The sequence below is a fragment of the Duganella sp. S19_KUP01_CR8 genome (assembly GCF_036688705.1).
In the GTDB taxonomy this organism is placed as follows: Bacteria; Pseudomonadota; Gammaproteobacteria; order Burkholderiales; family Burkholderiaceae_D; genus Rugamonas.
In genome coordinates, this window is sequence record NZ_JAQQPR010000005.1 from 200,817 (window position 1) to 221,531 (window position 20,715).

Annotated in this window: 19 protein-coding genes and 1 tRNA gene; all 20 read left to right on the forward strand. The window is 62.4% G+C overall.

The window, feature by feature from the left end; translation table 11 throughout:
• The 20 genes from V6M89_RS07210 (at window position 1) to nuoF (ending at window position 20,693) form a co-directional block, all read left to right on the forward strand.
• A complete protein-coding gene (locus tag V6M89_RS07210) occupies window positions 1–2,634 on the forward strand; it encodes a TonB-dependent receptor (RefSeq protein ID WP_332852551.1) in 2,634 nt (877 codons plus the stop codon).
• Window positions 2,635–2,649: 15 nt separating this feature from the next.
• The gene (locus V6M89_RS07215; RefSeq protein ID WP_332852552.1) at window positions 2,650–5,214 is read left to right on the forward strand and encodes a family 20 glycosylhydrolase; all 2,565 of its coding nucleotides are present in this window, start codon (window positions 2,650–2,652) and stop codon (window positions 5,212–5,214) included.
• Between the two features lie 89 nt (window positions 5,215–5,303).
• A complete protein-coding gene (locus V6M89_RS07220; RefSeq protein WP_442881958.1) occupies window positions 5,304–6,737 on the forward strand; it encodes an ABC transporter substrate-binding protein in 1,434 nt (477 codons plus the stop codon).
• Complete coding sequence (locus V6M89_RS07225; protein WP_116988028.1) at window positions 6,709–7,416, forward strand: response regulator; 708 nt, start codon at window positions 6,709–6,711, stop codon at window positions 7,414–7,416. The genes V6M89_RS07220 and V6M89_RS07225 overlap by 29 nt, the downstream gene beginning before the upstream one ends.
• Entirely contained in the window at window positions 7,409–8,890 is a 1,482-nt protein-coding gene (locus V6M89_RS07230) for an ATP-binding protein (RefSeq protein ID WP_332852554.1), read from the forward strand. The genes V6M89_RS07225 and V6M89_RS07230 overlap by 8 nt, the downstream gene beginning before the upstream one ends.
• Before the next feature lie 219 nt (window positions 8,891–9,109).
• Window positions 9,110–10,222, forward strand: a complete 1,113-nt coding sequence (locus V6M89_RS07235; protein WP_332852555.1) for an acyltransferase family protein — start codon at window positions 9,110–9,112, stop codon at window positions 10,220–10,222.
• A 13-nt stretch (window positions 10,223–10,235) separates the two neighbouring features.
• Entirely contained in the window at window positions 10,236–11,390 is a 1,155-nt protein-coding gene (locus V6M89_RS07240) for a glycosyl hydrolase family 18 protein (RefSeq protein ID WP_332852556.1), read from the forward strand.
• A 162-nt stretch (window positions 11,391–11,552) separates the two neighbouring features.
• Window positions 11,553–11,753 carry a hypothetical protein gene (locus V6M89_RS07245; RefSeq protein WP_332852557.1) on the forward strand — a complete coding sequence of 67 codons (201 nt, stop codon included), beginning with the start codon at window positions 11,553–11,555 and terminating at the stop codon, window positions 11,751–11,753.
• A gap of 99 nt (window positions 11,754–11,852) precedes the next feature.
• The gene (locus V6M89_RS07250; protein ID WP_332852558.1) at window positions 11,853–12,620 is read left to right on the forward strand and encodes a GIN domain-containing protein; all 768 of its coding nucleotides are present in this window, start codon (window positions 11,853–11,855) and stop codon (window positions 12,618–12,620) included.
• 20 nt (window positions 12,621–12,640) lie between these two features.
• Window positions 12,641–13,249, forward strand: coding sequence for a tetratricopeptide repeat protein (locus V6M89_RS07255; RefSeq protein WP_332852559.1), 609 nt, complete (start codon window positions 12,641–12,643; stop codon window positions 13,247–13,249).
• A gap of 94 nt (window positions 13,250–13,343) precedes the next feature.
• Entirely contained in the window at window positions 13,344–14,324 is a 981-nt protein-coding gene (locus tag V6M89_RS07260) for an NAD(P)H-quinone oxidoreductase (protein WP_332852560.1), read from the forward strand.
• Between the two features lie 196 nt (window positions 14,325–14,520).
• Complete coding sequence (tpiA, locus tag V6M89_RS07265; RefSeq protein WP_332852561.1) at window positions 14,521–15,267, forward strand: triose-phosphate isomerase; 747 nt, start codon at window positions 14,521–14,523, stop codon at window positions 15,265–15,267.
• A gap of 60 nt (window positions 15,268–15,327) precedes the next feature.
• Complete coding sequence (secG, locus tag V6M89_RS07270; RefSeq protein ID WP_332852562.1) at window positions 15,328–15,744, forward strand: preprotein translocase subunit SecG; 417 nt, start codon at window positions 15,328–15,330, stop codon at window positions 15,742–15,744.
• A gap of 204 nt (window positions 15,745–15,948) precedes the next feature.
• A tRNA-Leu gene (locus V6M89_RS07275) sits at window positions 15,949–16,033 on the forward strand.
• A 172-nt stretch (window positions 16,034–16,205) separates the two neighbouring features.
• Window positions 16,206–16,565, forward strand: coding sequence for an NADH-quinone oxidoreductase subunit A (locus tag V6M89_RS07280; protein ID WP_116988038.1), 360 nt, complete (start codon window positions 16,206–16,208; stop codon window positions 16,563–16,565).
• Between the two features lie 3 nt (window positions 16,566–16,568).
• Window positions 16,569–17,045 carry a NuoB/complex I 20 kDa subunit family protein gene (locus V6M89_RS07285; RefSeq protein ID WP_008450353.1) on the forward strand — a complete coding sequence of 159 codons (477 nt, stop codon included), beginning with the start codon at window positions 16,569–16,571 and terminating at the stop codon, window positions 17,043–17,045.
• An 18-nt stretch (window positions 17,046–17,063) separates the two neighbouring features.
• Complete coding sequence (locus tag V6M89_RS07290) at window positions 17,064–17,654, forward strand: NADH-quinone oxidoreductase subunit C (RefSeq protein ID WP_332852563.1); 591 nt, start codon at window positions 17,064–17,066, stop codon at window positions 17,652–17,654.
• A 4-nt stretch (window positions 17,655–17,658) separates the two neighbouring features.
• Window positions 17,659–18,912: an NADH-quinone oxidoreductase subunit D gene (locus V6M89_RS07295; RefSeq protein WP_020702138.1), complete on the forward strand. Its 1,254-nt coding sequence runs from the start codon at window positions 17,659–17,661 to the stop codon at window positions 18,910–18,912.
• A gap of 9 nt (window positions 18,913–18,921) precedes the next feature.
• Window positions 18,922–19,401: an NADH-quinone oxidoreductase subunit NuoE gene (nuoE, locus tag V6M89_RS07300; protein ID WP_332852564.1), complete on the forward strand. Its 480-nt coding sequence runs from the start codon at window positions 18,922–18,924 to the stop codon at window positions 19,399–19,401.
• Window positions 19,398–20,693: an NADH-quinone oxidoreductase subunit NuoF gene (gene nuoF / locus V6M89_RS07305; protein WP_008450345.1), complete on the forward strand. Its 1,296-nt coding sequence runs from the start codon at window positions 19,398–19,400 to the stop codon at window positions 20,691–20,693. The genes nuoE and nuoF overlap by 4 nt, the downstream gene beginning before the upstream one ends.
• The last annotated feature ends 22 nt before the right edge of the window (window positions 20,694–20,715 follow it).

Genomic DNA, 20,715 nt, shown 5'->3' on the forward strand with positions numbered 1-20,715 from the left:
ATGAGTCTCGCCATCGGCAGCATTTGTGCCGGCACGGCTTACGCGCAACAGGAGGCCGATGTCTCGGCCATCGCCACCAAGGACCAGGTGGCGGAGGTCAAGGTGACGGCGACACGCCATTCCACCTCGTTGCTCAAGACGCCGGTGGCGGTAACGGCGGTGACGCAGGAGGCGCTGAGCCGCGACGGCATCACCGACGTGCGCGGATTGAGCGGCCAGATCCCCAATCTGCAGCTGGGCACCTCCAACGACGGCAGCGGTGGCGTGCAGATCGCGATCCGTGGCGTCAGCAGCTCCGACTTCACGGAGATCGGCAACCCGGCCGTGGGCTTGCACGTGGCGGGCTTGTATCAGCCGCGTCCCCAGGCTGCGCTGGCGCTGATGTTCGACCTCGATCAGGTCGAGGTACTGCGTGGTCCGCAGGGTACGCTGTTCGGTCGTAACTCGACCGGCGGCAGCATCAACATCATTCCGGCCAAGCCGGAATTCGGCAGCAGCTACGGCACTGCCGAAGCGGATTTAAGCAACTACCGTGGACGCCAGATCTCGGCGGTGCAGAACATCCCGGTCAACGACAATTTCGCGATGCGCGTCACTGCGATGAAGATCAAGCGTGACGGCTACATCAACCAGCAGCAGGATTTCTACGCGGCGAACTTCCCGGCGCTGGGCATCGTGCCGGCCCGCGATTCGGCCGGCAACGTCATTCCCGACATCGACCAGCGTTTCAACCAGAAGGTCGGCGCCGACAAGTTCTACACCAACAAGGATGAATACGCGGCGCGTCTGCAGGCGCGCTGGAAAATCCGTCCCGATCTCGACTGGCGCCTGACCTACGAGAAGTACCAGAACAACGGCGCCGGCGACCTGCCGATCAAGGATTGCGAACAGGCGGCCGGCACACCGTACGCCTGCACCGGCGGCCAGTGGGACGTGAAGGTCAACGTGCCGGGCGTGATGGACATGACCATCGACACCTTACGCAGCGGCCTGGTATGGGATCTGAATCCATCCACCACCATCGAGTACAACGCCTCATGGTCCAGCCAGAAGCGGCGCGAGATCCAGGACAGTGATAGCGGCTACCAGCCTATCGAGAGCGAGCTGGCCGAGCGTCCGGGCACGTCGCCGTTCAACGACTACGCGACCTACACCACGGCGTCCAAGTATGTCTCCACCGTCCACGAGCTGCAACTGCGCGGCAAGTACGACCGCCTGCGTTATGTGGCGGGCCTGTTCTGGATGCACGAGAAGAACAGCATCGACTACGCGCAGGACTACCTGGGGGCGTCGTGGGGCACGTATGGCTTCCCAGCCGAGTCCTACTTCTATCACCAGGCCGACCGCCAGTCCGATTCCAAGGCCATCTTCGCGCAGGCCGACTGGGAATTCGCGCCGACCTGGAACCTGACCGTGGGCGGCCGCATGACCCGCGACACCCGCAAGGACGTCGGCGGCCAGTATTGGGACACGGCGTTCTCGGACGATCCGGCGATCTACTTCAAGGGACTGCACAATCCCGGCACGCCGGGTACGCCGGGCTTCGTGCCGTTCAACAGCTCCGACCTGAAGCCGGGCATGGGTGGCTACTACGGCGCCGGTGGTTTCGATTCGTCGATCCATCCGGTGGTCAGCGACGATTCGGCCTCGTGGAAGAAGTTCACCTGGCGCCTGGGCCTGAGCCGCCAGCTGACGCCGCGCGACATGGTCTACACCTCGCTGTCGACCGGCTACAAGGCCGGGGGCTTCAGCGACAAGGAAGATATCTGCCGCACCGGCTTGAACGGCAACTGCGCCGGCCTGACGCCGGGACCGCACTACACCAACATGCCGTGGAATCCCGAGACGCTGACCAACTTCGAATTGGGCTACAAGGGCCGCCTGCTGAACAACAAGCTGAGTTTCTCCGCCACCGCGTTCTATAGCCGCTACAAGGACATGCAGCTGACCGGCGGCGTCACCGTCGGCAAGATCATTCCGAAGGTGCCGTGCACCGCCACCAATCCGTATTGCGACAGCGTGGTCATTTACGGCACGCAGAACGCGGCGCAGGCGAATATCTCCGGCCTGGAAATCGAGGGCGAGTACAAGCCGTGGCCCGGTTCGCACATCGGCTATTCATATTCGCATCTGAAGGCGGTCATCAAGTCCTATCCGACCTACAGCGAAGACAGCTCGATCAGCTGCAACATCCGCGACAAGTACGGCGCGCCGCCGTGCGTAGCGTACGAAGGAACAGATCCTCTGTTCGCCGGAAAATTCCCGCTGAATATCGCGGGTAACCGCTTGCCGTACGCGCCGGCCAATACGCTGAACCTGAACGTTTCACAGGACTTCGAACTGGGCGACTACACGCTGACCCCATGGATTTCCGCGCGCTGGCAGGACAAGATGTACTTCTCGCTGCGGAATCTGGATAATCCCCACATCTCCGATGCACAGAAGGCCTACACCACGGTCGATGCGGCGATCAAGCTGGTTGCTCCTGGCGGCAAATGGCACGTGGAGGCGTATGTAAAAAACTGGGGCCAGACGCTGGCGAAGAACTACGCAAGCGTGGTCGATCCCGGTTATGTGACGGCGTCCTACAACGATCCGCGCATCTACGGCATCCGCCTCGGCGCCACCTGGTAAAAGAAAAGGAATCGAATGCGTAAGCAGATCAAGTACAGTGGCATCGCGCTGGCCTCGTGGCTGATGGTGGCAATGGCGGGTGGAGCGTTTGTGCAGGCCGCGCCGGAAGCGAAGACGGCGGCAGCGTTGGCCAGATACGCCAACGGCGCGCAGATCCGCTTGCGCTGGGAGCTGGTGCGCACTGTGTTCACGCCCGAGGCGCCGGGCGGAGGCACGCAGGCGCGCCTGATCCTGACCAATCTTGGCCAGCAGCCTTTGCCCGCGCAGGGCTGGACGCTGTACTTCAACGTCATGGACGGCGTTGCGACCGGACCGCTGGACGGCAATCTGCTGCTGGAACAGGTGGCGGGCAATCTGTACAGCATTCGTCCTGCGTCCGGCTTTGCCGGCGTGCCGGCGGGGCAAACGCTGAACATCGCTTACTACCATCCCGACCTGGTCATCAAACTGGCCAAGGCGCCGGCCGGGCCTTACCTGGTCTACGACGCCGCGCCGGATGTCGGCCAGGCCATCGCCGACTACCAGCTGCTGCCGGTGACGCGTCCCGAGCAGCTGGACAAGGGCAGCAGCGGCGCCAAGCCGGTCGTCACCGTGCAGGACATCTATCGCCGCAACGCCAATGCGGACTGGATGCCGGCCGCCGCGCTGGCGCCGGTATTCCCGACGCCGCAGCATCTGCAAGCGGGCGGCGGCAAGCTGCAATTGGCTGCGCTGCCGAAGATCGTCGCTCCCGCCGCGCTGAAGACGGAGGCCGCGTTTGCGCGCTCACTGTTCCCTGCCAACTTGCCGGCGGCCGGTGAGGGCGCGCCGACGCTGCGGTTGAGCGTGGGCGCAGTGGCCGGCTCCACCTCACCGGAAGCCTACACGTTGACGATCAATAACGGCATCGACATCGTCGGCAACAGCGCTGCCGGCGTCGCGTATGGCCTGCAATCGCTGCGCGACCTGCTGCCGCTGCCTGGCACCGCCAATATCGAACTGCCGGCAGTGACGATCACCGACGCGCCGCGCTTCGAGTATCGCGGCTTCCAGCTGGACGTAGGCCGCAACTTCCACACCAAGCAAACCGTCTTCAAGCTGCTGGACCTGATGGCGCGCTACAAGCTCAATAAATTCCACTTCCACCTGACCGAGGACGAAGGATGGCGCCTGGAGATCGCCGGCCTGCCGGAGCTGACCAGCATCGGCGCGGTGCGCGGCCACAGCGCCAAGCCCGGTGTGCGGATGCAGCCGGCCTACGGCTCCGGCCCCGATCCGCGTGACGCCAGCGGCAGCGGCTACTACACCCGCGCCGAGTACATCGAGATCCTGCGCTACGCCGCCGCGCGCCACATCGAGGTAATCCCCGAAATCGAAATGCCCGGCCACGCCCGCGCCGCCGTCAAGTCGATGGAAGCGCGCTACCACCGCCTGAAGGCCGAAGGGAAGGGCGCCGCCGCCAAATACCTGCTCAACGATTTGAACGACAAATCCGTCTACAAGTCGGCACAGCTGTACACCGACCACGTGATCAATCCCGGCCTGGAGTCCAGCTTCACCTTCATCGACCACGTGATAACGCAGGTCGCGGCAATGTACAAGGAAGCGGGCGTGCCGCTGCATACCATCCACGTCGGTGGCGACGAATTGCCGGCCGGCGCATGGGAGCAGTCGCCCGCCAGCCGCGCGCTCATGCAGAAGAAAAAACTGGAGAGCACCGCCGAACTGTGGGACTACTTCTACGACCGGGTCGACGCCATCCTGCGCAAGCACGGCCTGTACGCCTCCGGTTGGGAAGAGATGGCTGCCCGTGGCACCAAGCTGCGCGGCGAGCACAAACTGATACCGAATCCGCATTTCACCCAACACGGCTTCAGCGCCTACGTCTGGAACAACACCGAAGGCGCAGAGGACTTCGCCTACCGTCTCGCCAACGCCGGCTACGACATCGTGCTGGCGCCGGTGACCAAAATGTACATGGACATGGCCTACAACGCCAATCCCGAAGAGCCGGGAGTGAACTGGGGCGATTACGTCGAGCTGGATACGGTCTACGACTTCATCCCGCTGGACTACCTGAAGAACGCCAATCCGCCGCTGGTCGGCAAGGACTCCCTGACCGATTACGGCAAACGCCGCATACGCGGGCTGGAAGCCACGCTGTTCACCGAAACCGTGCGCACGCCGGAACGCATCGACTACCTCGTCATGCCACGCCTGCTGGCGATGGCCGAACGCTCGTGGGCCGCCGATCCCGATTGGGCGACCGAACCAGATGCCGCCAAGGCCGCCGCACTGCACCGCAGCGCGTGGTCCGGCTTCGTCAACACGCTGAGCCAGCGCGTGCTGCCGCGCCTCGACCTGGAACACGCCAACGTCGACTACCGTATCGCGCCTCCGGGCTTGATGCTGGACGGCGGCCGGGTGCTGGTCAACCATGTCTTGCCAGGCATCGTCATGCGCTATACCAGCGACGGCAGCGAGCCGAATACCAATAGCAAACCAGTGAACGGGCCGATATCCGACAAGGGCCAGATCAAAGTGGCAGCGTTCGACCGCAACGGCAGGATGGGCGCGGTGTCGCACATCGACAACCATTGAACGGGGAGTGCGCACGCGAAGCATACCAATTGATCCCGGCGGCGATCTTCTCCGTTATAATCATGGCACTGTTTTGTTCGGGATAACGAGTGATTGCGTCGATAGAAAAAGTAGCCTTGCCGAGGTTAGCCTGGTTGCGCTTTCGTTCGACCGCCCGCCGCGCACCTCCTGCTCGGGCGTGGACCTTCGGCCTGCTGGCCGCGGCCTGCGCCTTCAATTGCGGCGGACTGTCCATGGCTTATGCCTCGCAACAGCCGGCGCCCACCGCAGCGGGCGCCGGTGCACCGGCCACCTCCCTCAATACGCTGCAGGTACTGCATTGGTGGACTTCCAGTAGCGAGCGCAAGGCCGCCAATGTACTGGCCACGCGCATGGCCGACGAAGGCCTTGAATGGAAGGATGCCGCCATACCGGGCGGCGCCGGACTGGGCGCAGGCAAGGTGCTGAAGAGCCGCGTGCTGGCCGGCGATGCGCCCGAAGTCACGCAGATCATCGGCGTCTCCGTCGCCGAATGGGCGGAACTGGGCCTGCTGCTGGAAATCGACAACGTCGCCAGCGCCGGCAACTGGAACGGCTTCCTGTTCCCCACCATCCAGGCCCTGATCCAGCATCGCAAGCATGTAGTGGCGGCGCCACTCGGCATCCACCGCGTCAATACGCTGTACTACAACCGCGCGCTGTTCGCCCAGCTGAAAGTGTCGCCACCGCAGACGTGGGAAGAATTCCAGAACGTCGCGCTCAAGTTCAAGGCCGTCGGCATCATGCCGCTGGCGCAGAGCAGCGAGTCCTGGCAGGTGGCCGCGTTGTTCGAAAACCTGGTGCTGGCCGAAAGCGGCCCTGAGTTTTATCGTGACTTGTTCGTTCGCCGCAATCCGGCCGCCGCCGCCGACCGCCGCACCGCCGAAGCGCTGGAACGACTGCGCGTCGTCAAGGGTTGGATCAGCGGCCAGCTTGACGAGCGTCCGTGGCCGGAGGTCGTGCGCCAGTTCGCGCGCCGCGAAGCCGCGATGATGATCATGGGCGACTGGGCCAAGCCGGAACTGGCTGAACGCGGCATGTCGCTGGACGACGATTACGCCTGCGGCACCGCGCCTGGCACCGCCAAATACCACCTGTACAGCGTCGACACGCTGACCATGTTCGCAGGCGACTACCGCCATATGGCGTCGCAGGAAAAGATGGCGCGCCTGCTGGTGTCGCCGACGGTGCAGGCGGAATTCAATGCGCTGAAGGGCGCCGTGCCTGTGCGGCGCGACGCCGACCCGTCCAAAATGGACAGCTGTGCGCGCGCCTCATGGACCACCTTCGCGCAGGGCGCTGCGGTGCAAGCGCCTAGCCTGGTGCACCGCATGGCCACCGACGAAGCCAGCCGCGACGCCATCATCGCCGAAATCCACCGATATTTTCTAGACGACAGGGCCACGCCCGCCGAGGCGCAACGCCGCCTGGGCGCGTTGTTCCGACTGTTTAACCTCAGAAGCCAAGGAGCACCAGGTGCGCAAGATACTGATCGTAGACGATGACCAAAAGACCCGCGTCCTGCTCAAGACCTACCTGGAGAAAAACCAGTACGAGGTAATCCTGTCGCACAACGGCGAGAGCTTCCTGGCTGAGCTGCACACCCACTCCGAGCAGCTGTCGCTGGTGATCCTGGACGTGATGCTGCCCGATACCGACGGCTTCGCGCTGTGCAAGCAGGTGCGCCAGCGTTCGAATGTCCCCATCATCATGCTGACGGCCAGCTCCGACGAGACCGACCGCATCGTCGGCCTGGAGCTGGGCGCGGACGACTACATCGCCAAGCCATACAGCCCGCGCGAGCTGCTGGCCCGCATCAAGGCCATCCTGCGCCGTACCGCGCTGGAGACGCCGTCGGCGCGCTACTACCGCTTCGTCGGTTTTACGCTGGACCTGATGGAGCGCAAGGTGCTCGATAGTGCTGGCGCAGTCGTCGCGCTGACTGGCCTGGACTTCCAGCTGCTGAAGTACTTCGTCGAACATCCGGGCGTGATCCTGGACCGCAGCGTGCTGTGCGAAGAAACCCGTGGCCGCGACGCCGGCCCGTTGGACCGTTCGCTCGATGTGCAGATCAGCCGCCTGCGCCTGCGCCTCAACGACGACGGCAAGCAGCCGGCCTTGATCAAGACCGTGCGTGGCGCTGGTTACGTGTTCTCGGCCGATGTCAGCGTCTCGCATGCTTAAGCGTGCATCGAATCGGATGCTGGAGCGGCTGGGCAGGATCTGGCCGCAGTCGCTGCTGGGACGATTGATGCTGGTGATGGCGGCCGGCCTGCTGGTGACGCAGCTGGCCGCCAGCGTGATCTGGGCCAGCCAGCTGCGCGCCAAGGCGGAGGTGGAGGCGCAGTCGGCATCGCAGTACATGGCGCACGGCGCATCCGGCGCGATCCGTTTCTTCCGCAGCCTGCCGCCGAATTACCGTTTGCTGCTGATCCAGCAGCTGCGCGAGATGGGCGGCACGCGCTTCTTCGTCAACCTCAATCACGCTTATGTGCCGGTCCAGCAGATCGCCGAACATTCGCTGGCCAGCAGCGTGCTGGCGACGGTGGGCGCCACCTTGAAAAGCGACCTGCCGCATTCGCCCAGCTTCCGCCTGGCCTTCGCCTGGCCGGACCAGCTGGTGGTGTCGGAAGACGGCGTCCGATTGAGCGACCTGCCGGACGCCTGGGTCCAGCACATCCTGCTGATCCAGCCGGACCCCGCGCCGATACTGGTGATCCAGACCGAGATCGAGCCGGGCAACTGGCTGTACATGGCGGCGCTGATGCCCAACCCGTACTTCTTGAGCAGTAACGATCCGCTGGCGTGGGACCGCCTGGCGCTGCAAGGCCTGTCGCTGGCCGTGGTGCTGCTGCTTTGCCTGCTGGTGGTGCGCTGGATCACGCGGCCGCTGGCCGCCTTGTCCGACGCCGCCGCCGCTTTCGGGCAGGGGCAGGACGACCGCGCGCCGCCGCTGCCGGAGACCGGCAGCCGTGAATTCATCAACACCGCGCGCGCCTTCAGCGCCATGCGCGAACGCATCCAGCGCTACATCGAAGACCGCGAGCGGCTGTTCATCTCGATCTCGCATGACCTGCGCACGCCGATCACGCGACTCAAGCTGCGCTCCGAGCTGCTGGACGACGAAGCGCTGCGCAACGAGTTCGAAGAAGACCTCGATGAACTGGACATGATGGTCAAAGGCGCGCTGCAATGCGTGAAGGACAGCGACATCCACGAGAACCCGGCCGAGGTCAAGCTCGACGCGCTGCTGGGACGTCTGGTGCGCAGCGCGCGGCTGGCGGGGCACGAGGTGGGCTATCGCGACAGCGGCGTCACAGTGCGCGCCAAGCCGCTGGCCTTGAAGCGCGCCATCGGCAACCTGCTGGACAACGCCTTGTACTACGGCGACCGCGCCGAGATCAGCGTCAGCTCCGAGCCGGGCGCGGTGGCGATCGCCGTGCGCGATCACGGACCGGGCGTGCCGGAGGATGCCTTCGCCAGCCTGTTCGATCCTTACGTGCGGCTGGCCCACGGCCGCGAGCAGAACGACGCCGGCATGGGGCTGGGGCTGGGCATCGCCCGCAGCGTAATCGAGGCCCACGGCGGCCAACTGCTGCTGGAAAACCATCCCGAGGGCGGCTTGAACGCCACCATCCGCCTGCCTGCCCCCGCCTGAGCGCCAAAGCAACAGGCGCGCAATACATTTTGTAAGGCTCTGTGAAGTTTTGTTGCAGCGGCGGACGCGCCGCCGCACAGGGCGCGTCGGCACGCGTAAGGAACTGTAAGCGGCGCCGGCAACAAGTCAATGGAATCAAAGCCTTATCGTCATTCGCCGGACGCTGGCGATGATGATAACGTTTGCATTAACCCCACACACACTGAAAGTCGACCATCAATGAAGACACAGCATCAACGCTCGCAAGCCATCGACGTGCTGCGCGGCCTGACGGTCGCGCTGATGATCATGGTGAACATGCCGGGCACGCCGGCCACCACCTACGCGCCTTTCCTGCACGCCGAATGGCACGGCCTGACGCTGACCGACCTGGTGTTCCCGACCTTCATGTTCGTGGTCGGCACGGCGCTCAGCTTCACGCTGGAGAAGTACGAGGGCATGGGCGAGGCGGCGGTGCTGAAGAAGATCTTCACCCGCACCGCGCTGATCTTCCTGTGTGGCTTCCTGATGTACTGGTACCCCTTCTTCACCACCGAGGGTGGCTCGCTGACGATGCTGCCGCTGTCCGGCACCCGTATCTTCGGTGTGCTGCAACGCATCGCGCTGGGTTACTGCGCCGGCTCGCTGATCCTGCATTACTGGAAGGAGAAGGGCGCCATCGTGTTCGCGGTGCTGGCGTTGCTGGGCTACTGGGCCCTCATGTACTGGTTCGGCGACTACACGCTGGCCGGTAACGCGCAACGCAAGCTGGATCTGCTGGTGCTGGGCGAAGCGCATATGTACCACGGCGAGGGCATCGCCTTCGATCCGGAAGGGATATTGAGCACGCTGCCGTCCATCGTCAACGTGCTGGCCGGTTACTTCGCCGGCCGCCTGGTGCGCCGCCTGGGCGCCGGCTACGAAACCATCGCCAAGCTGACCATGTCCGCCGCCGTACTGGCTGCACTGGCGCTGTGCTGGAGCAGTGTCTTCCCGCTCAATAAAAAGCTGTGGACCAGTTCCTACACGCTGATGACCATCGCCATCGACCTGTTCACGCTGTCGCTGCTGCTGTACGTGATCGACATGCTGGGCAAGCGCGGTTGGACTTACTTCTTCGAAGTCTTCGGCCGCAACACGCTGTTCATCTACCTGTTCAGCGAAGTGGTGGCGAGCACCTTCTTCCTGTTCAAGATCGGCGACTTGAATATCTTTGACTGGATTTACCTGAACCTGTTCCAGCCGTGGGCCGGCGCCCGCAATGGAACGCTGCTGTGGGCTGTGGTGTACATGCTGGGCTGCTGGTCGGTTGGTTACGTGCTGGATCGGAAAAAAATCTACATCAAACTCTGACAGGAGAAACGCAATGAAAAAACTGTTGATATCGGCCTGCATTACGGCAGTGCTGGCGGGATGCGGTGGCTCGGAACCCACCGCGCAGCAATCGCCGCGCGCGATGGCGCGCATGGGCAACCTGGCGGCTGCGCGGGCCGTGACGTCGCCTGATACGCCGGCCGATGCCGGTAGCGAGCACGTAGTGCAGGGCGGTGCCCCAGCCAGCAAGGCGCTGGCCAATGGCAAGATGGTGCTGGCCTACTATTCGGGCTACACCAACAACTACAGCTCGCTGACCAAGTACTACGCCAACGTCAATGCGGTGGCCATCGATTTCTGGAACATCACCAGCGCCGGCGCGGTGGTCGGCAACGGCGATCCGACGCCGACCAACGCCATCACCTTCCTCAAGTCCAAGGGCATTCCGATTTACGGCTGCATCTCCAATGTCTCCAACGATGGCTGGGACCCGGTCATCTCGCATGCGGTCACCGGCGCCAAGCGCGCCACGGCTGTCGCCAACCTGGTTGCCTTTGCCAAGACCAACGGCTTCGCCGGCATCAACGTCGACTTCGAAGCGGTGGATCAGGCCGACCGCAAGAACCTCAGCGACTTTTCCGCCGCGCTGGCGACGGCCCTGCACGCGCAGGGCTTGAAGCTGATCATGACGGTGCCCGCGTTCTCCTCCACCGACGAAAACGACCCGTACAACCTGCCGTTCGACCTGGCGGCGCTGGGCAAGTCGGCCGACTATATCCAGGTGATGACCTATGACGAGGCGATTCCGGATTGGGCGCCGGGCGCGGTCGCCGGTTCTGACTGGATGGAAAATGCCCTCGATTACGCCACCAGCAAGGCGCCGGCGGCCAAGGTGTTGAACGGCATCCCGGCCTATGGCTATGACTGGGTCAAGGAAGGCGAGGGCAGCCAGCTGTTCTGGCGCAACGTGCCTGCGCTGCTGACCAAGTATGGCGTCACGCCGAAGTACGACAACGGCGTCAACGCCATCACCTTCAATTACACCACCGGCGGCAAGAAGCACACGGTGTGGAACGAGAACGCCCAGAGCGTGACCATGAAAACCGGTCTGGTCAGCGCTTACGGACTGGCCGGCACCTCGATCTACGCCTTCGGCATGGAAGACGCCAGCTTCTGGAGCGCCGTCCACGCCGGCCTGAATCAGTAACACCCCCTCGCGCAGCGGCGTTCGCCGCTGCGCATCTCAGCCTTATTCCCGGTTTTCTGTCGCCCAGTCCCCCATTTGTGCAGTTCGTCGCAATCCGCATGATCGTTAGTCAAGTGATGGCTATAGTGATCACATACCGAAACGCATTCAAGGAGAGCAAAAATGAACATCGCCAAAAACATGGAAGCCATCTTCGTCGTCGCCGCCGTACTGCTGGGCGCATCCGCCTACGCCAGCGCCGCCGCCCAGGCAACCGTCGCCCTGCAACCGGCGATCCAGGTCGCCGCCGCCCAGGCTCCGATGCAAGTTGTAGTAATCAAGGCCAAGCGCCTGACCGCAGTGGAAAAAGCCAGCCTGTCGTAATTTGACAATTGGTCGTACTGCAAAGATTGCTAGAAAGCTTAGTGCACTGCTACATTAGCCGTTCGCAGCACCTAAGAACAACACCAGAGGAACCCGATAATGAACAAGCTTTTCCAATTTGGCCTGCTGTTTGCCGCTGTCTGTGCGCTGTTCGGCCGCGCCCAAGCTGCCGACGAGCCTACCGAGAAGCGCGTGATCCCGCTCGACGCCCGCGTGGTGCGCGTCAAGCTCGATGGCGTACTCGACCTCAAGCTGCGCCAGGGCGCCACGCCTTCGTTGACGCTGTATGCGGACAAGCGCACCATGGAAAAGGTGACGGCATCGGCCAGCGGCGACACGCTGCACCTGGAGACCGAGGGCCGCGGCCTGAAGATCGGCCGCTCCTCCACCCGAGCCGAGCTGGTGTTGCCGATGTTGCGGGAAGTGGTGTCGGAGGGCGTGGGCTCAACCGAGATCAACGGCTTCAGCGGTGACGAACTGGAATTGACGATGGATGGCGCCGGCACGATGAAAGTGGTCTGTGACTACAAGGTCCTGAAGGCCAACCTGGGCGGTGTCGGCAGCATGCATCTGTGGGTCAGCGAGAACGAGAGCGTGGAACTGGACCTGCGCGGCGCCGGCTACATCACCCTCGGCGGCAACAGCAAGCTGCTGAAGGCGACCTTGGGTGGGCTCGGCGGCCTGAATGCGCAGAAATTCCAGGCCGACTCGGTCAACGTCGAGCTCAGCGGCCTTGGCAACGCCACCGTCAACGCCAAGACCAATGCGACATTGAACTTGAGCGGCCTTGGATCGGTCACTGTCTATGGCAAGCCCCTGAACCGCAACGTGAGCGTTGACGGTCTGGGCAAGGTAAGTTGGAAGTAAAACATACACACCTACGCGACATGAAAAAATTCATACTAGCGATCGGTCTCGCACTAGGCCTGCAACAGGCTGCGATGGCCGGATTCGCCGAAGGCGCTACCGCCTACAACAACAAGAACTACGCGGCGGCCTTGAAAGAGATCTCGCCGCTGGCCAAGGCCGGCAACCCGGACGCCCAGCACCTGCTGGGCTTGATGTATTACATGGGCCGCGGCGTCGCCCAGGATTACAAGCAGGCGCTGGAGTGGCATCGCAAGGCCGCGCTGCAAGGCAAGGCCGACGCGCAGTATGTGGTCGGCGCCATGTACTACACCGGCAACGCGGTGATCCAGGACCACAAGCAGGCGGTCACGTGGTTCCGCAAGGCGGCCGAGCAGGGCCATCCGGACGCGCAGCAGGCGCTGGGGCTGATGTACCGCTATCACATGGCCGGCATGCCGCAGGATAACGTGATCGCCTACATGCTGTGGAACCTGGCGGCGGCCAATGGCTCGATGAACGCGGCCGAGCAACGTTCCGCGGTGGTCAAGAGCATGACGCCGGAGCAGATCGAGGAAGGGCAGGCGCTGTCGGCATCCTGGAAGCCGAACACGCCGCTGCCTAAGCAGAGCCGTACTGGCGGCGGCTAACCCCTCCGCCGGGCGGGGTCTGACCCCGTACGGGGTCAGACCCCAGTGTCGCCGTGCGGGGTACAATCGCCCTTTCACCATGAGAGGGCGAGCCATGCGCGCGATTGAAATCACCCATCCCGGCCCCGCCGATGTCCTGAAACTGTGCGAGCGGCCGATGCCGGTCGTCAAAGGAGGCGAGGTGCTGATCAAGGTCCACGCGGCCGGCGTCAACCGCCCGGACGTGTTCCAGCGCATGGGCAACTATGCGCCTCCCGCCGGCGCTTCCGACCTGCCGGGCCTGGAAGTGGCCGGCGAGATCGTCGACGGCGATCTCGACTACACCACCTTCGATATCGGCGACAAAGTCTGTGCGCTGGTGCAGGGCGGCGGCTATGCCGAATACGTCGTCGCTCCGCTGGAGCAGGTGCTGCCCATCCCCAAGGGCTGGAGCATGCTGGAAGCGGCTACCATTCCCGAAAATTACTTCACCGTCTGGAGCAATGTGTTCGACCGCGCGCATCTGGCCGCCGGCGAAACCTTGCTGGTGCAGGGCGGCAGCTCGGGCATCGGCGTGACGGCGATCCAGCTGGCCAGCGCGCTGGGCCACCGCGTGTTCGCCACCGCCGGCAGCGACGACAAGGTGGCCGCCTGCATGCAACTGGGCGCCGAGCGCGGCATCAACTACAAGACCGAGGATTTCGCCGTCATCGTCAAATCGCTGACCAACGACCGCGGCGCCGACGTCATCCTCGACATGGTGGGCGGCGACTATCTGCCGCGCGAAATCTCCTGCCTGGCCGACGACGGCCGCATCGCGCTGATCGCCACGCTGGGCGGCGGCAAGGCCACGGTGGACCTGGGCCAGGTGCTGCGCCGCCGCCTGACCATCACCGGCTCGACGCTGAGGCCACGCTCGGCCGCCTTCAAGGGCGCGATCGCCAAGCAGCTGCTGGACAAGGTGTGGCCGCTGATGGCGGCCAAGAAGCTCAAGCCGGTGATCTACGAAGTGTTCCCGCTGGAGCAGGCCGCCGCGGCGCATGCTTTGATGGAGACCAGCAATCATGTCGGTAAGATCATGTTGCAGGTAATCTAGCCTCACAGCGTCATTCCCGCGCACGCGGGAATCCATACTTCGCCGGATAGGATGCGGCCTATGGATCCCCGCTTTCGCGAGGATGACGGCTGCTTTTCGTACCATTTTCACCATTCACGGGCTCGGCCGGAGCCCGCTGGTTTGACCGGGCTACCAGCCTAGCTTAAAATAGCGGGTTATTGAATTTTAGGCTACTATGCGTCGCAAACTCGTCATCGGCAACTGGAAAATGAACGGCAACCGTGCCGGCAATACGGCTCTGTTGTCCGGAATACTGGCCGGCCTGAACGACTTTGGCGCCGATTGCGCCGTGTGCGTGCCGGCTCCATACCTGGCCCAGTGCCAGGCTGAACTGCAAGACAGCCCGCTCGCCTGGGGCGGACAGGACGTATCGGTCCACGCCAGCGGCGCCTACACGGGCGAAGTCTCGGCCGGCATGCTGGTCGATTTCGGCTCCCGCTATGTGCTGTGCGGCCACTCGGAACGCCGCGCCTACCACAAGGAAAGCAGCGAACTGGTGGCGCAGAAGACCGTTGCGGCCCTGGCCGCCGGCCTGACGCCGGTAGTATGCGTGGGCGAAACGCTGGAGCAGCGCGAAGCAGGGGAGACCGAAGCGGTCATCTGCGGACAGTTGCAGGCGGTGCTGGATGTGATCGGCGCCGACGACCTGGCCAAGATCGTGCTGGCTTACGAGCCGGTCTGGGCTATCGGCACCGGCAAGACGGCGACGCCGCAAATCGCCCAGGACGCGCATGCCTTGCTGCGCGCGCGCATGGCGCAAAAGAATGCGCCGGTCGCGGCCGGTGTGCAGATCTTGTACGGCGGCAGCATGAAGCCGGACAATGCAAAAGAATTGATGGCCCAGCCGGACATCGACGGCGGCCTGATAGGCGGCGCCGCATTAAAAGCGGTGGATTTCCTCGGGATTATCCAAGCCGTGTAGTGCATAAAATCAGCAGTAGAAACAAAACGATACAAATCTCTTATTTTTGAATGGAATAACATGAACTCCTTGTTCAATCTGGTTATCGTAGTACAGGTCATTTCCGCAATTAGCATTATTGGCCTGGTATTGCTGCAGCATGGTAAGGGCGCCGATATGGGTGCGGCCTTCGGTTCGGGCGCTTCGGGCAGCCTGTTCGGCGCGACCGGTTCGTCGAACTTCATGTCCAAGTCGACCGGCGTTGCCGCCGCGATCTTCTTCAGCGCCACGCTGGCCCTGTCCTACATCTCGAGCCAGCACGGCAGCGGCGCTGTCAGCGGCGGCGTGATGGACAAGGCCGTGCCAGCGGCGCCAGCCCCGGTTCCAGCAACCGGCGCGGCGGCCATCCCTACCGCACCAGCGGCAGCGCCTGCCGCAGCACCAGTGGCGCCAGCCGCTCCGGCAGCGACGGGTCCTGCAGCATCGATCCCAAAGTAATATAATAATGAACTAGTTGTGAAGTTCAGCAGGTCCCTTAGCAACTTTTTAAGTTGTTTGCTCATTGTTTTGGCAGTACATTAGCGTTGCAAGCTAGAAAAACAATTCAGAGTAAAAAGAAGCAAAGATTTATCGTTTTTCTTCTTGTTTTGGCGCAATACGGATTAACAACCGCGTGAAAACACAGTAGAATAGCGGCCTTACGCCGACGTGGTGAAATTGGTAGACACGCTATCTTGAGGGGGTAGTGGCGCAAGCTGTACGAGTTCGAGTCTCGTCGTCGGCACCAGAAATATAAGGCCAGCAAGGGAGCACCGAAGTGTACCTGAGCTGGCTTTTTTACGAGGATGTGTCGTTCGATCCTGGTCTAAGAAGTTTTACGATTGGGACGAACGTTAAGAGCACCGCAGACCATCGCAGTGTGTCCTTTTAACCGACCGTTCAATATAAGCTCATCAATCGTGAACCTCGAAAATTATCTCCCCGTCCTGTTGTTCATCCTCGTCGGTCTCGGCGTAGGCATCGCTCCCCAAGTTCTGGGCCACATCCTTGGGCCTAACAAGCCAGATGCGGCTAAGCTCTCCCCGTATGAATGCGGCTTCGAAGCGTTCGAAGACGCGCGCATGAAATTCGACGTGCGTTACTACCTCGTCGCAATCCTCTTTATTTTGTTCGATCTGGAAACGGCATTCTTCTTCCCGTGGGGCGTATCCATGCGCGAACTGGGCTGGAACGGATTCCTGGTGATGATGAGCTTCATCGCTGAATTCGTCGTCGGTTTTTGGTATATCTGGAAGAAAGGTGCCCTTGATTGGGAATAAGCCATGGCTATTGAAGGCGTATTAAACGAAGGTTTCATCACCACCTCGGCCGACAAGCTGATCAACTGGGCGCGCACGGGTTCGATGTTCCCGATGACGTTCGGTCTGGCATGCTGTGCGGTTGAAATGATGCACGTGGGCGCAGCCCGTTACGATATGGACCGCTTCGGCGTTGTGTTCCGTCCATCGCCACGTCAGTCCGACGTGATGATCGTGGCCGGCACGCTGTGCAACAAGATGGCTCCCGCGCTGCGCAAGGTCTACGACCAGATGCCGGAACCGCGCTGGGTCATCTCGATGGGCTCCTGCGCCAACGGCGGCGGCTACTATCACTACTCCTACTCCGTGGTGCGCGGTTGCGACCGCATCGTGCCAGTGGACGTCTATGTGCCGGGCTGCCCGCCGACGGCTGAGGCTCTGCTGTACGGCATCATGCAGCTGCAAAACAAGATCAAGCGCACCAACACGATCGCACGCTAACGGGGTCGCTTCAAGAATATGACTACACATTTAGAACAACTGCAAACCGCCCTCGGCACTGCCTTGGGCGATCGCGTTTCCACCACCGTGGCGTTGGGCGAAATCACGCTGGTCGTGAAAGCCGCCGACTACTACGGCGTGATGCAAACGCTGCGCGACGACAAGTCGCTGGGCTTCGATCAGCTGATCGACCTGGCCGGCGTCGATTACCTGAGCTATGGTGAAGGCGCCTGGGACGGCCTGCGATTCGCAGTGGTCGTCCATTTGCTGTCCGTGAAGCACAACTGGCGCGTGCGCGTGCGCGCGTTCTGCGCCGACGACGAGATGCCGCTGCTGCCGTCGCTGATCCCGCTGTGGCGCGCCGTCAACTGGTACGAGCGCGAAGCGTTCGACATGTTCGGCATCCTGTTCGAAGGCCACAACGACCTGCGCCGCATCCTGACCGACTACGGTTTCATCGGCCATCCGTTCCGCAAGGACTTCCCGGTATCGGGCTATGTCGAAATGCGCTACGACCCCGAGCAGAAGCGCGTGATCTACCAGCCGGTCACCATCGAGCCGCGTGAAAACGTGCCTCGCGTGATCCGCGAAGAAAACTACGGGAAGTAAGAACATGGCAGAAATTAAGAACTACACCCTGAACTTCGGTCCGCAACACCCGGCCGCGCACGGCGTGCTGCGCCTGGTGCTGGAGCTGGACGGCGAAGTCATCCAGCGTGCCGACCCGCACATCGGCCTGCTGCACCGCGGCACCGAGAAGCTGGCGGAGCAGAAGACCTACCTGCAGTCCGTGCCTTACATGGACCGCCTCGACTACGTCTCGATGATGTGCAACGAGCACGCCTACGTGATGGCCATCGAGAAGCTGTTGGGCCTCGAAGTGCCGCTGCGCGCGCAATACATCCGCGTGATGTTCGACGAGATCACCCGCATCCTGAACCACCTGATGTGGCTGGGCGCGCACGCGCTGGACGTCGGCGCCATGGGCCCGTTCCTGTATTGCTTCCGCGACCGCGAAGACCTGTTCGACTGCTACGAAGCGGTGTCGGGCGCGCGCATGCACGCGGCCTACTACCGTCCGGGCGGCGTCTATCGCGACCTGCCGGACGCGATGCCGCAGCACAAGCCGTCGATCATCCGCTCGGCCAAGGCCGTCGCCGGCCTGAACGAACACCGCCAGGGTTCGCTGCTGGACTTCATCGAAGCGTTCACCGGCCGTTTCCCGACCTACGTCGACGAATACGAGACCCTGCTGACCGACAACCGTATCTGGAAACAGCGTACCGTCGGCATCGGCGTGGTGGCGCCGGAAGATGCGCTGGCGATGGGCTTCACCGGCGCCATGCTGCGCGGTTCGGGCATCGAATGGGATCTGCGCAAGCACCAGCCGTACGAAGTGTACGACCTGATGGACTTCGACGTGCCTATCGGCACCAACGGCGACTGCTACGACCGCTATCTGGTGCGCGTGGAAGAACTGCGCCAGTCGAACAAGATCATCAAGCAGTGCGTGGAATGGCTGCGCAACAATCCGGGTCCGGTCATGACCGACAACCGCAAGGTGGCGCCTCCGGGCCGCGTCGACATGAAGACCAATATGGAATCGCTGATTCACCACTTCAAGCTGTTCACCGAGGGCTTCCACGTGCCGCCGGGCGAAGCGTACAGCGCGGTGGAGCATCCGAAGGGCGAGTTCGGCATCTATCTGATTTCCGATGGCGCCAACAAGCCGTACCGCATGAAGCTGCGCGCTCCCGATTACGCGCACTTGCAATCGCTGGATGAAATGGCGCGCGGCCACATGATTGCCGACGCCGTGACCATCATCGGTACGCAAGATATCGTGTTCGGCAGTATCGACCGCTAAGGAAAAAGTATGTTGTTATCAGAGCAGTGCTACAAAAAAATCGACCGCGAGTTGGCCAAGTATCCGGCCGACCAGCGCCAGTCGGCCGTGATGGCCTCGCTGGCCCACGCCCAGGTTGAACTGGGTTGGATCTCGTCGGACGTGATGGCCGAGTTGGCCGACTACATCCGCATGCCGGCCATCGCCGTGCAGGAAGTCGCGACTTTCTACAATATGTACAACCTGAAGCCGGTCGGCAAGCACAAGATTTCCGTGTGCACCAACCTGCCATGCGCCTTGTCGGGCGGCGTGCGCGCGGCCAACCACCTGAAAGAAAAGCTGGGCATCGACTTCCGTGGCACCACGGACGACGGCGCTTTCACGCTGGTGGAAGGCGAGTGCATGGGCGCCTGCGGCGACGCGCCGGTAATGCTGGTGAACGATCAGCGCATGTGCAGCTTCATGTCCAACGACAAGATCGATACCCTGGTGGAGGAATTGAAGAAATGACGTCACTCCACAATCGTCACATCGACCCAGTCATTCTCGCCGGCCTCGACGGCAAGAACTGGCATCTGGAAGATTACGTCAAACGCGGCGGCTACAGCGCCCTGCGCAAGATCCTCGAAGAAAAGATCACCCCGGAACAAATCATCGCCGACCTGAAAGCGTCGTCGTTGCGCGGCCGTGGCGGCGCGGGTTTCCCTACCGGCCTGAAGTGGAGCTTCATGCCACGCCAGTTCCCGGGCCAGAAGTACCTGGTATGCAACTCAGATGAGGGCGAGCCGGGCACTTTCAAGGACCGCGACATCATGCGCTACAACCCGCATGCGCTGATCGAGGGCATGGCCATTGGCGCCTACGCCATGGGCATCACCGTGGGCTACAACTACATCCACGGCGAGATCTTCGAGGTCTACACCCAGTTTGAAGATGCACTGGAAGAGGCGCGCGCCGCCGGCTTCCTGGGCGACAAGATCATGGGCAGCGAGTTCAGCTTCCAGCTGCACGCGCACCATGGCTATGGCGCTTACATCTGCGGCGAGGAAACCGCGCTGCTGGAATCGCTGGAGGGCAAAAAAGGCCAACCGCGCTTCAAGCCGCCTTTCCCTGCGTCGTTCGGCCTGTACGGCAAGCCGACCACCATCAACAACACCGAGACTTTCGCGGCGGTTCCGTTCATCCTGAACATGGGTCCTGAAAAGTACCTGGGCATGGGACGTCCGAACAACGGCGGTTCGAAGATCTTCTCGATCTCGGGCGACGTTGAACTGCCGGGCAACTACGAGGTGCCGCTGGGTACCCCGTTCGCCAAACTGCTGGAACTGGCAGGCGGCATGCGCGGCGGCAAAAAGATCAAGGCTGTGATCCCTGGCGGTTCGTCCGCTCCGGTGATCCGCGGCGAACTGATGATGAACACCGACCTGGACTACGACTCGATCGCCAAAGCTGGCTCGATGCTCGGTTCGGGCGCCGTCATCGTCATGGATGAAACGCGTTGCATGGTCAAGGCAATGGAGCGTCTGGCTTACTTCTACTTTGAAGAGTCGTGCGGCCAGTGCACCCCATGCCGTGAAGGTACGGGTTGGATGTACCGCATGATTCACCGCATCGAAAACGGCCAGGGACGTCCTTCGGACCTGGACGTGCTGAACTCGATCTGCGACAACATCCAGGGCCGCACCATTTGCGCGCTGGGCGATGCCGCGGCGATGCCGATGCGCGCGTTCATCAAGCAATTCCGCGAAGAATTTGAATATCACGTCGAGCACAAGCATTGCTTAGTGCCCGCTTACATCTAAGCTGCGTCAGGTAACGATCACC

Coding starts and splice junctions, on each gene's coding strand:
- V6M89_RS07210 (WP_332852551.1), top strand. CDS start 1: ATGAGTCTCGCCATCGGCAGCATTTGTGCCGGCACGGCTTACGCGCAA.
- V6M89_RS07215 (WP_332852552.1), top strand. CDS start 2,650: ATGCGTAAGCAGATCAAGTACAGTGGCATCGCGCTGGCCTCGTGGCTG.
- V6M89_RS07230 (WP_332852554.1), top strand. CDS start 7,409: ATGCTTAAGCGTGCATCGAATCGGATGCTGGAGCGGCTGGGCAGGATC.
- V6M89_RS07235 (WP_332852555.1), top strand. CDS start 9,110: ATGAAGACACAGCATCAACGCTCGCAAGCCATCGACGTGCTGCGCGGC.
- V6M89_RS07240 (WP_332852556.1), top strand. CDS start 10,236: ATGAAAAAACTGTTGATATCGGCCTGCATTACGGCAGTGCTGGCGGGA.
- V6M89_RS07245 (WP_332852557.1), top strand. CDS start 11,553: ATGAACATCGCCAAAAACATGGAAGCCATCTTCGTCGTCGCCGCCGTA.
- V6M89_RS07250 (WP_332852558.1), top strand. CDS start 11,853: ATGAACAAGCTTTTCCAATTTGGCCTGCTGTTTGCCGCTGTCTGTGCG.
- V6M89_RS07255 (WP_332852559.1), top strand. CDS start 12,641: ATGAAAAAATTCATACTAGCGATCGGTCTCGCACTAGGCCTGCAACAG.
- V6M89_RS07260 (WP_332852560.1), top strand. CDS start 13,344: ATGCGCGCGATTGAAATCACCCATCCCGGCCCCGCCGATGTCCTGAAA.
- tpiA (WP_332852561.1), top strand. CDS start 14,521: ATGCGTCGCAAACTCGTCATCGGCAACTGGAAAATGAACGGCAACCGT.
- secG (WP_332852562.1), top strand. CDS start 15,328: ATGAACTCCTTGTTCAATCTGGTTATCGTAGTACAGGTCATTTCCGCA.
- V6M89_RS07285 (WP_008450353.1), top strand. CDS start 16,569: ATGGCTATTGAAGGCGTATTAAACGAAGGTTTCATCACCACCTCGGCC.
- V6M89_RS07290 (WP_332852563.1), top strand. CDS start 17,064: ATGACTACACATTTAGAACAACTGCAAACCGCCCTCGGCACTGCCTTG.
- V6M89_RS07295 (WP_020702138.1), top strand. CDS start 17,659: ATGGCAGAAATTAAGAACTACACCCTGAACTTCGGTCCGCAACACCCG.
- nuoE (WP_332852564.1), top strand. CDS start 18,922: ATGTTGTTATCAGAGCAGTGCTACAAAAAAATCGACCGCGAGTTGGCC.
- nuoF (WP_008450345.1), top strand. CDS start 19,398: ATGACGTCACTCCACAATCGTCACATCGACCCAGTCATTCTCGCCGGC.